The 9,996-nt window shown below is 69.1% G+C and carries 8 protein-coding genes and 1 pseudogene; 6 read left to right on the top strand and 3 right to left on the bottom strand.

Going from position 1 to position 9,996, the window contains the following annotated elements:
• Positions 1-91 precede the first annotated feature (91 nt).
• The gene (locus FF041_RS29100) at positions 92-736 is read left to right on the top strand and encodes a dihydrofolate reductase family protein (RefSeq protein ID WP_153525564.1); all 645 of its coding nucleotides are present in this window, start codon (positions 92-94) and stop codon (positions 734-736) included.
• 602 nt (positions 737-1,338) lie between these two features.
• Here FF041_RS29100 and FF041_RS40430 read toward each other — a convergent pair.
• Positions 1,339-1,542, bottom strand: coding sequence for a hypothetical protein (locus FF041_RS40430; RefSeq protein WP_323393025.1), 204 nt, complete (start codon positions 1,540-1,542; stop codon positions 1,339-1,341).
• Between the two features lie 397 nt (positions 1,543-1,939).
• Here FF041_RS40430 and FF041_RS29090 point away from each other — a divergent pair, with 397 nt between their 5' ends.
• From FF041_RS29090 to FF041_RS29080, 3 genes are all read left to right on the top strand, one after another.
• Positions 1,940-2,602, top strand: a complete 663-nt coding sequence (locus FF041_RS29090) for a TetR/AcrR family transcriptional regulator (protein WP_323393017.1) — start codon at positions 1,940-1,942, stop codon at positions 2,600-2,602.
• Between the two features lie 150 nt (positions 2,603-2,752).
• Positions 2,753-3,610 carry a lipase family alpha/beta hydrolase gene (locus FF041_RS29085; RefSeq protein ID WP_153525561.1) on the top strand — a complete coding sequence of 286 codons (858 nt, stop codon included), beginning with the start codon at positions 2,753-2,755 and terminating at the stop codon, positions 3,608-3,610.
• A gap of 193 nt (positions 3,611-3,803) precedes the next feature.
• On the top strand, positions 3,804-4,109 hold the full coding sequence (locus tag FF041_RS29080; protein WP_153525560.1) for a hypothetical protein: 306 nt from the start codon (positions 3,804-3,806) through the stop codon (positions 4,107-4,109).
• 121 nt (positions 4,110-4,230) lie between these two features.
• On the opposite strand, the pseudogene FF041_RS29075 reads toward FF041_RS29080, so the two are convergent.
• Both FF041_RS29075 and abc-f read right to left on the bottom strand, forming a co-directional pair.
• Positions 4,231-4,582, bottom strand: a pseudogene (locus FF041_RS29075) (ATP-binding cassette domain-containing protein); the annotation flags it as partial.
• A gap of 79 nt (positions 4,583-4,661) precedes the next feature.
• Positions 4,662-6,296, bottom strand: a complete 1,635-nt coding sequence (gene abc-f / locus FF041_RS29070) for a ribosomal protection-like ABC-F family protein (protein ID WP_153525559.1) — start codon at positions 6,294-6,296, stop codon at positions 4,662-4,664.
• Positions 6,297-7,166: 870 nt separating this feature from the next.
• On the opposite strand from abc-f, the gene FF041_RS29065 reads away from it, so the two are divergent.
• Both FF041_RS29065 and FF041_RS29060 read left to right on the top strand, forming a co-directional pair.
• Positions 7,167-8,417, top strand: coding sequence for a serine hydrolase domain-containing protein (locus FF041_RS29065; RefSeq protein WP_153525558.1), 1,251 nt, complete (start codon positions 7,167-7,169; stop codon positions 8,415-8,417).
• Between the two features lie 782 nt (positions 8,418-9,199).
• Positions 9,200-9,880: a type VI immunity family protein gene (locus FF041_RS29060; RefSeq protein WP_153525557.1), complete on the top strand. Its 681-nt coding sequence runs from the start codon at positions 9,200-9,202 to the stop codon at positions 9,878-9,880.
• Positions 9,881-9,996 lie beyond the last annotated feature (116 nt).

Raw genomic sequence — 9,996 nt, 5'->3', positions numbered from 1 at the left:
GCCCAATTTCTGGCCGGTCACGGACGCAGCGATGAGTTTTCTCGGCCCGGATAGTCTCACCACCGTTATCGCCACATCACAGGAGGAACGCATGGCTCAGTTACTGAGAGTCCAGAACTTCAACGTCTCGAGTGACGGAATAGGTGCCGGTGAGGACCAGACCCTTGAGAGGCCGTTCGGTCATGTCGAGCCCGAGAGGCTGTTCGCCTGGGCCGGTGCCACGGCGAGCTGGCCCATGCGCACCGCCCCCGGGGGAAGCCGGGGCCTGGACGACTACCTCACGCGGGACTACGACCGTAACATCGGCGCCGAGATCATGGGCCGCAACAAGTTCGGGCCCCAGCGCGGGCCCTGGCACGACCATGATTGGCAGGGCTGGTGGGGTGACGAGCCCCCGTTCCGCACCCCGGTGTTCGTCCTGACCCACCACAAGCGTCCCTCGCTCAGGCTTTCCGACACCACGTTCCATTTCGTCGACGGCGACCCTGCCACGGTCCTTGAGCAGGCCCGGGAGGCGGCGCAGGGCAAGGACGTCCGACTCGGCGGCGGGGTGACCACCATCCGGCAGTTCCTCGACGCCGACCTCGTCGACACCCTGCATGTGGCGGTCTCACCGGTGAAGCTCGGTTCTGGACTACGACTCTGGGAGTCCCCCGATGAGCTGCTCGACCGGTTCCACCTGGAGGTCGTTCCCAGCCCGAGCGGGGTGACGCACCACCTGCTCTGGCGGAAGTGACCGGTCCTCAGGGCTGGCCCCGGTTGGCTGTTCTGCCTCCCGGGGCTGCCCTGAGGCCGGGCCGTCGAATCGCGCCTCGGCGGTCATGGGCAGCGCGCCAGAGGACGGCGGTACGTCGAGCAGGATCGTAGGGGAGAGCCCTGAGGCTCGCCAGGGCCACGTCGGCGTATCGCACCCGATAGGGCCGGGCGGTCACCGCCCGGCCTCCAGGGTGTCGTCCCCCAGGCTGGTGAAAATCCGCTGAAGTCTCCTGCCCTGAGCTGCTGCACCAGGGCCTCGTCCTCGTCGTGGGCCTCCTGGGGCGGGCCCCAGCGCGCGGCGATCAGCGGAATCTCCGCCAGAGGAGCGGACCAGACCTCCCTCTCGAACTGTTCCCGCTGCTCCTCGGGCAGCGAGGCCCGGATGCCTTCCAGCGTGCCCGGAAGATCCACGGTCTCCCGATGATCGTCCGCAGCACAGGCGCATCGCCCATGGCGTACCTCTCTCCTCTACGACGACAGCAGCTTGGCCGGTCTTCTCCGCAGGGCGGGTCGCTCGCAGAGCGGAACCCCGGCGCGCGGGAGCACGACGGAAACATCCGCAACGACTCCCCGCCGCACCGGTTACGCGCCGGCTCCGGCTGGTTCGGCCGCCGACTCCGGCGTGATGCCGAGGAGCGGGTGAAGGTCTGCGGTGACGACTTGGCAGGCATTGCCGAGACGGAGGGCCGTCACCGGGTACTCGTCCTGCTTGGCCAGGGCGTAGCCGGTGCTGCGGCTGGAAGGATGCAGTGCGGGGCCTGCCGGGTGATGGAAAGCTGTGGTGATGACGGCGGTGGTTGTCCCTGGGTTTGCGGGATATCGGGACTGGGTTTGGCTCTCACAGAGTGACTGCGCGGTTGCCGTCAGCCTGCAAGCAGGGTGGTGAGTTGCTGTCAGGGGTTTGCCCATTCCTGTGTGGGGGACCCGCCGGGCCGGGGTGTGCTGGTGATGGCCGAGGCCGCAGGTGTGACGGTGTGGCGGTGGCTCGCGCAGGCCAGAGTCGATGTGCAGGAAGACTGTCCGGGCATTGCCCCTCGGCCACGATGCTCACCGGGGCGCGCGCCTGGCTACTTCGCCGGCCATCATCGTGCTCGACCGGGCAGGACCCGTGAACCCTCGCGCACACCTTCCGCATGTGCTGGTCCGGGCGGCCCGATGACGCGAGGGCCTGTATGTTGGGCCAGTGGTTGGTGCGGTGGTGGACGATGAGGGCGCGAAAGGCCGGCGGATTCGCGGGCTGGACGCCGAGGAGCGACGGGCCAGGCGCCGTGAGGATCTGCTGGACGCGGGGTTGGAGCTGTTCTCCGCCCAGGGTTATCAGGACACCTCGATCGAGCAGATCTGTAAGCAGGCGTACGTCGGAACCAAGAGCTTCTACGAGGTTTTCACTGGCAAGGAAGCCCTGTACCTGGCGCTGCTCGACCGCATCGTCGTGGATGTGACCGGACGTCTCACGTCGGCCCTGGACGCCTTGGACGACGATCGGGACGAGAGCGAGGCCGCGCGGGCTCTCATCCGGCACTTCGCGGACGCCTTCGTGGACGATGTGCGGGTGGCGCGCGTGACGTTCGGCGAGGGCCGTGCCGTGACACCGCTGGCCGAGGTGCACCGCCGTACCAACCGCCGGTGGGCGGCGTCCTTCGTCGAGACGGCCTGGCAGCGGCTCGGCGTCGCGGCGGGCCCGCACCCGCGGGCGGTGGCCATGGGGCTGATCGGCGGACTCTTCGACATCATCGCCGACTGGCTCCTGGACGCCGACACCGCGCGGCCCGCCGATCGCGCGTCTCTCCAGGACGGGCTCGACCGTTTCTACACAGTGATCAGCTCCGGACTCAGCGCACCCTGACGCTGCGTCACGCTTGGTGTGCCGCGATTCGGGGAGCGCTCTCGGGTCATCAAGCCATATGCGCTTTCCTTTTTGGAAACGATGCCTTGTTCGTAACAAGGGTACGTGCTCTACTTCCGGGTAATATACCCGCGAACAAGGAGTCGCCCCATGGCCAAGCTCCGCACGTTCCTGACAGCCCTTGTGCTGTCCGCACTCGCTTCCACCACCCTGACCACGACAGCCTCCGCCGACACACCGCCACGATCGGGGTGGAACAACTGGTCCTGCCGGCCCAGCGCCGCCCACCCCGAGCCGGTGGTCCTCGTCCACGGCCTCGGTGGCAACGGCTGGGACAACTTCCTGACCCTGGCCCCCGCACTCCGCTCGGCCGGCTACTGCGTCTTCTCCGAGACGTACGGCAAGACCGTGCTGGGCGGACTGGCCGGCGGGCTCGCTCCGATGACGGACAGCGCCGCAGAGGTGGGTGCCTTCGTCGATCGCGTGCGCGCCACGACCGGAGCGGCCAAGGTCGACATCGTCGGCCACTCCGAAGGGACCACCGTCCCGGCGTACTACATCAAGTACCTGGGCGGAGCTACGAAGGTCGACGATTTCATAGGCTTCGGATCCAACTTCCGCGGCACCACGCTGAACGGCCTGGCAACGCTGGCCGCCGCCCTCAAGCTCCAGGGCCCGCTGACCGGCGTCGGCTGCGGAGCCTGCACGGACTACCTGCCCGGCTCGGCCTTCCTCGCCAGGCTCAACGACGGCCCCGTCGCCGTACCCGGACCGACGTACACCAGCATCGTCACCCGCTACGACACCGTCGTCACGCCGTACACCAGCGGCCTGCTCACGGGAGACAGCGTCACCAACATCGTGCTCCAGGACAGATGCCGCCTGGACTCGGCCGGCCACCTCGGCCTGGCCATCGACCCGAACGTCACCCAGCTCGTTCTCAACCGGCTCGACCCCGAACACTCCAAGCCGTTCGTCTGCCGCCCCTTCACCACCCTCGGCATCTGACAAACGCCGCGCGACCCCTTCTGGGGGCGGCTCGCCCCGCCCCCAGAAACTGTGAGCCGAGGCTGGGCACCTGGCGGCGGGGTGCGTTCGCGCGCGATGAACGGCCGTTGTCCAGCCGGGACATCGGAGCCAGAACCGCTGCATGTGTCGTGGGACAGAGTGCTCGCTGCGCGTGCTGTGGAACACTCCGCGCATGCCCATCTGGATAACCCCGCGCCGCTTAGGCGCCACCGCTGTCCTGTACGCCGTCTTCGTCGGCGGCTGGTACCTCGGCCAGCCCCTCGCGCACGTCGGCTGCACCACCTCCGAACCGGCGACCGCGGCCGAGGACCCGGCGATGATCGGGGAACCCGGCGATGTCTTGGGTGACCTCTCCCGGGCGGCCGGGGTGATCGAGGTCGTCGTCACCTACCGGGCGGTCTCCACCGGGACGATCGTTCCGTGCGACTCTGCGCCCCGCCCCCGCCTGCTGGCCTGGGTGATCGGCGACTGGCGCTGAAGGGCCCCGCCGTCCCGGACCGGACAGCCGGTGCGCGTTCCCTTCGGGGACTACGCGACGTCCGGCGAGGCCGCCGGATTCACACCCCGTCAGCGGGCCGGGGCATCGTTCGCACCCGGCACCCTGAGGAGTCCCCGGGGACACGGGCGAGCTCCTCGCCGAGTCGTTCGAGCTCCGTGACGTCCTCGCGGGCCTCGCGCAGCGCCTCGTCCATCACCACCGTGATGGACGAGGCGGCCTCGAAAGGCATTTCCTGGTGCAGGAAGCCGATGTCACCAGGGCGCGAGATGTTTCCTGCGTCGGGTTGGTCCACGCCGGCCGGTACGCACAGCGGGGTGGACTTGCCGATACCGTTCTCCCCGATCAGGCCGATGCGGTGGCCGGGGGAAGCGGTCAGGGAGACGCTGCCGAGAACACGTCGGCCCCCGAGGTCGCCGGACGAGTTCGTGGGCGAGCAGAGCGGGCCGGGGCACAGGGAACCGTCCAACGTGATCGATGGGTCGGCCCGCCGGACACGGGCCTCGGACGCGGGCCGTTGAACACGCCGACGGCTCACACCGCGGGGGCTCCGGTCTCCTTGAGAGCTCCGTCGGCGAGCCGCAGCCAGCGGTTCACTCCGATCTCCCCAAGGAACCGCTCGTCGTGGCTGATCACCATGAAGGCGCCCTGGTAGGAGTTGAGCGCGCTCTCGAGCTGGCCCGCGCTGACCAGGTCCAGGTTGTTGGTTGGCTCGTCGAGCAGGAGCAGATGGGGGGCCGGTTCGGCGCACAGCACGCAGGCCAGGGTGGCGCGCAGCCGTTCACCGCCGGAGAGCACCCCCACCGGCAGGTGCGCGCGGGCACCCCGGAAGAGGAATCGGGCGAGCAGGTTCATCCGCTCCGTCTCGGGCCGCTCGGGAGCGAATGCGGCGAAATTCTCCGCCACGGTGCGGTCCAGGTCCAGCAGGTCCAGGCGCTGCGAGAGATAGGCGATCCGTCCGTCGTTGCGCGTGATCTCCCCGCTGTCCGGCGTGAGATCCCCGGTGATCAGCCGCAGCAGGGTGGTCTTTCCGGCTCCGTTGGGCCCGGTCAGCGCGATCCGCTCGGGGCCGCGGATGGTCAGGTCGACGCCGCCGTCGGCGAACACGGCCTGGCTGGCATGGTGCACCTGCATCCCCTCGCCGAGGAAGAGGTTGCGTCCAGCGGGCACCTGGGTGTCGGGCAGTTCAAGGGTGAGGCGCTGTTCCTCGCGCAGGGCGCGTCCGGCCTCGTCGCGCCGGGCCTTGGCCTCGCTGACCCGGGACGCGTGCATCTGGCCGGCCCGGCCCGCGGACTCCTGCGCGCCGCGCTTCATGTTGCCGGCGAAGATACGGGGCAGCCCTGCGTTCTTGAGGTTGCGGGCGGCGTTGCTCTGGCGGCGCTCGGCGCGCTCGCGGGCCTGCTGCATCTCCCGCTTCTCCCGCTTCAGCTCCTGCTCGGCGTTGCGGACGTTCCTCTCCGCGACCTCCTGCTCGGCGCGCACGGCCTCCCGGTACCCGGTGAAGTTGCCGCCGTAGAAGCGCAGTTCGTCGCTGGCGAGTTCGGCGATGCGTTCCATGCGGTCGAGCAGCGCGCGGTCGTGGCTGACCAGCAACAGGCAGCCGTTGAAGTCCGCCAGCACGTCGTAGAGCCTGTGCCGGGCTTCCAGGTCGAGGTTGTTGGTCGGCTCGTCGAGCAGCAGCACATCGGGGCGCCTGAGCAGCTGGGCGGCGAGGCCGAGGGAGACGACCTGGCCGCCACTGAGCGTGCTCAGGCTCCGATCCAGCGCGAGGCCGGCCAGCCCGAGACGGTCGAGCTGGGCGCGGGTGCGCTCCTCGACGTCCCAGTCGTCACCGATGGTGGTGAAGTGCTCCTCGCTCACGTCCCCGGATTCGACGGCGTCCAGGGCGCGGATCACCGCGGCGATGCCGAGCACCTCGGCGACCGTGAGGTTTCCGGTCAGAGGGAGGCTCTGCGGGAGGTAGCCCAGTGTCCCGTTGATTGAAACCGAGCCGGTGGCGGGCTTGAGCTCTCCGGCGATCAGCTTGAGCAGCGTGCTCTTGCCGGAGCCGTTGGGTGCGACCAGGCCCGTGCGGCCGGTGGCCACGGTGAAGGACAGATCTGTGAAGACCGGGGTGTCGTCAGGCCAGGTGAAGGAGAGATTCGAGCAGACGATGGCAGCGTCGGACATGGAGTGACCTCGAAGAATGAAGGGCAGACAGACCTCTGCCCTGGGCAGTGTGGGAAAAGGGGGTACGACGAATCAGCCACGCCGACAGCACTGCTGAGCGCTGTCCGGTGGCCGGTCAAATCCGGATCTCATCCGGAGATGTCGTCTTCACCCGCCACGTCTGCCACTCCTCGATCGCACAATGCAGTAACTCGTAACGTAGCAGGTGTTGCTGCCTGCCTGCTCCGGGCAGTGTCTGCCCGAGCGGCTTCAGCGTCGCAGCCATGGGGTGTGGGAGGCCGATCATGCCCAGGCCCGATCTTTGGCCGACGCCGAGGGTACCGCTCACCGGCCGTGGATCGCGTGGTTCGTGGGCTGCGCCACGGACGCGACCACGGGAGTGGCGGTCACACCCGGATCCGGCTGCGGGCTCCGGAGCAGCACGGGGCAGCGGCCGTGGCGCTGCTGCCGGGCCTGGGCGCGCGTAGACGCTGTGGCGCTCAACGCCATGGCAGCTGCCCTGCTGCACCGCCTCAGCAGTGAGCTGAGGTAACCGACTTCCGGGTACCACGGCAGCCAGCGCAGGGCGGCTTGCCGGAGGCAGGGGGGAGGGGAGGGGCGCGGTCTCGGCCACCAGGACCGGCTTGGTGGACCGCCCGTCCAAGTCGGTCGTCCTCGCGGCGGCCGATGACGCCCTCGAAGCGATCGACGCCCTCGCCACTGCCCTGTCCCAGTTCAGCCCGGAAGCTGCCGACGCCCTCGCCGTTGTGGTGGCGGCCACCGCCGTCTGTGACGGGGGGCTGTCCCCTCCTGGGAACGGGGGCTGGGCACACACCCGGCCGGGGGCTGGCACCATGGTCGGACAGCCGCCCGCTTGGCACCGTGGGCGCCATGAACACACCTGTGAGGAAGACCCGTTCAAGGGCAGTCGTCACCGCCGCAGTGACCGCCGCGCTCGTCGCGGGTGCCGTCGCAGTGCCCGCCACCGCCGCCACGTCCGCCGCGCCCGTGTCCGCCGCGGCAGTCGGGGACCGCTGGATCGCACCTCTGTCCCCGACCCGGCTCGCGCGCGAGGCTGAGCAGACCCTGAAGGATGCCGGCTACGTCGGCATCGCGGTGGAGGTGCGCCATGGACACCGCCGTACCCACGCCGGTGCTGGGGAGGCGGTCCTGGGCAGCGGTCGGCCCGCCTCGCGCGACGCGGTGTTCCGGGCGGCCAGCGTCACCAAGACCTTCGTCGCCACGGTCGTGCTGCAACTGGTCGCTGAAGGAAGGCTGTCCCTGGATGACACGGTCGAGAAATGGCTGCCGGGAGTGGTCGGCGGCAACGGCAACGACGGCCGCCGGATCACCCTGCGCCATCTGCTCCAGCACACCAGCGGCATCTACAACTGGGACCATATCGAGGTTACCGGAGACACCGCGGAGGACTTCGAACGCACCAGATTCGACCGGTTCACCCCGAAGGAATCCATCGCGCACGCGATGCGGCACCAGCCCGACTTCCCGCCCGCGGCACCGGATGACCCCGCACCCCGGTGGAACTACTCCAACCCGGGCTATCTGATCGCCGGGATGGTCATCGAGAAAGCCGCCAAACGCCCCTGGGCCGAGGAGGTGGAACGTCGCATCATCCGCCCGCTGGGCCTGCGCGACACCTACGCCCCCGGCGACGACCCGTATCTGCGGGCACCCCACGCACGCACCTACCACAAGTTCCGCGGCTCCGACCGCTGGACCGACACCACGGTCCGCAATATGACTTCCGCCGACGCGTCGGGCGCCCTGGTGTCGACCCGGCGCGATCTCGACCGGTTCTACACCGCGCTCCTCGGCGGCCGGCTGCTGCCCGCCGCTCAGCTCGCAGAGATGCGCCGCACGGTGCCCGTGGGCGGGGTGTACGAGGAGGCGATGCCCGGTCTCGGCTACGGACTCGGGCTGATGCGGCAGCCCCTGGGCTGCGGTGGACACCGCTGGGGCCACGGCGGCGACCTCGACGGCACCACGGTCAGGACCGGGTTCACCGACGACGGCAGCCGGTCGGTCGTCGTCACCGCCAGCGGCAAGACCGCCGATTTCACCCAGCTGATGAGGGCAGAGCGTGCCGTGCAGCGACTCGTGGAGCGCGCCTTGTGCGGCTGACGGGCGAATGAGGCAGCGGCCCCGCGCCCTCACCGCGCCCGCCTGATGGCCACCTCGCCTTCCCACGCCTGCCGGGTGAACGCTCCTGCTGCACCCCGGCCACCCCGGTGGCCTTCCCAGCGACCCGCCAGCGCGGCCCGGGACTCTTTCCCTTCAAGGCCGGTCGGTGCACGCCGACCGGCCTGATGCGGTCCCATCCTCCCGGCCCGGGGCCGGCGCACCGCCGAAGAGGCCAACGGGGTGCGCGGTGATCCGTTCTGTGATGTCCGCAGCCAAAACTGGGGCGGCGCGCGCGGTCTACTCAAGCAGCGGCCGCAGTTCGGTCGTGATCTCCCACGGATGTCCGGTCTCCAGCAGTGCCGGCTCCACAGCACGAGAAGACCGGCCGGGATACCGCCGCCGTTGGTGCGGCCTGCTCAGCCGGATGGTGCGTGAGCGGCTCAGCGCTGTGCCCCGAAGGCCAGACCGCTGCAGGACGGGCAGGCGCCGGCTCGGCAACCGGCCGGTGCCGGGGCACCGCCGCCCCGTGGTCCGACACCTGAAGTCCGTCTTTCAGTAGCATCCCGAGCGGTGGATCAGCGTGTCTTGGCGGTGCGTGCTGATGACTCTCAGGCGAAGCAGGAAGGCTGGCGGTGGATCTCTTCATCGAGGTCGATGTCGACTCGACCGGTGCATCCGCGGTGCCGCCGGCCCCTCACTGGTTTCGGGGTGTGCTCTCCAGTCTCCTCTCCGGCGTGGCGGACCGGGAGCGCCAAGGAATCAAAGGTGTTTCCTCCGGGGGCATGCTCATGCGCCGTGAGAACGGCAGGAGGGAACGTCTCAAGAGTGCACAGGGGAACTGGGATCACCTCCTCGATGATCTGCCCCCAGCCCCGTACTGGACGAACCTGCTCTACAAGGCGGGCGACACCGATCTGGGCGTGGTGAGAGCATCGTCGGTGGTCTCGGGTGAGGGGCACGCTGAACTCTCCGCAAGACTCAATTGCGGTGATGAAGCACTGTCGGATGCCGAATACTGCACATGGATCGTCGAATCGCTCAGGGAGACTGTGAACGCCCTGAACCCGTCGTTCGGAAGAGTGGAGTACCGGGACTTCGATCTGATCACTCAGGTGGACCGGCAGCTGAACAGACATCACGATGACTCCATTCACCAGGCCCGTGAATTCCTGCGCGGCTACGCCTGGGTCACGATCTGCCCGCGCGAACTGGTGGCCAGGCTCGGCGGCGCCCAACGCCTTGAGGAGACAGAGGCGTTCCACTGCGTCCTTCCGCTGGACGGAGGCGCCGTGCTGCTCCAGGCATCGGAGACCCCCATGGACTTCGGCCGGACGGAGAGACGACGGATCTTCCCGGTACTCGCGCCCGTACTGCCGCCCGGCGCTGCCCAGCCGCCGCCCGCGCATCCACCCAATCTGAAAGCGGCCCTGGGGGATGCGCTCAGCAGACTGAACTACCGATAGGGCGGCTCGGAAGGGTCCCGATCCCCCGGGACGCAGACGCTTGGGGTCCTGCGTGACGTCGGCCTTCGGGATCTGGCTATGGCCGTGAGGGCCGATACCTTCTGTATGGGGGATTG

Source organism: Streptomyces jumonjinensis (assembly GCF_009600885.1).
Taxonomy (GTDB): Bacteria; Actinomycetota; Actinomycetes; order Streptomycetales; family Streptomycetaceae; genus Streptomyces; species Streptomyces jumonjinensis.
The sequence above is the reverse complement of the archived record's forward strand: the minus strand, read 5'-3'. Positions and strand labels throughout refer to the sequence as shown.

Coding starts and splice junctions, on each gene's coding strand:
- FF041_RS29060 (WP_153525557.1), top strand. CDS start 9,200: ATGCTCATGCGCCGTGAGAACGGCAGGAGGGAACGTCTCAAGAGTGCA.
- FF041_RS29065 (WP_153525558.1), top strand. CDS start 7,167: ATGAACACACCTGTGAGGAAGACCCGTTCAAGGGCAGTCGTCACCGCC.
- FF041_RS29080 (WP_153525560.1), top strand. CDS start 3,804: ATGCCCATCTGGATAACCCCGCGCCGCTTAGGCGCCACCGCTGTCCTG.
- FF041_RS29085 (WP_153525561.1), top strand. CDS start 2,753: ATGGCCAAGCTCCGCACGTTCCTGACAGCCCTTGTGCTGTCCGCACTC.
- FF041_RS29100 (WP_153525564.1), top strand. CDS start 92: ATGGCTCAGTTACTGAGAGTCCAGAACTTCAACGTCTCGAGTGACGGA.
- abc-f (WP_153525559.1), bottom strand. CDS start 6,296: ATGTCCGACGCTGCCATCGTCTGCTCGAATCTCTCCTTCACCTGGCCT.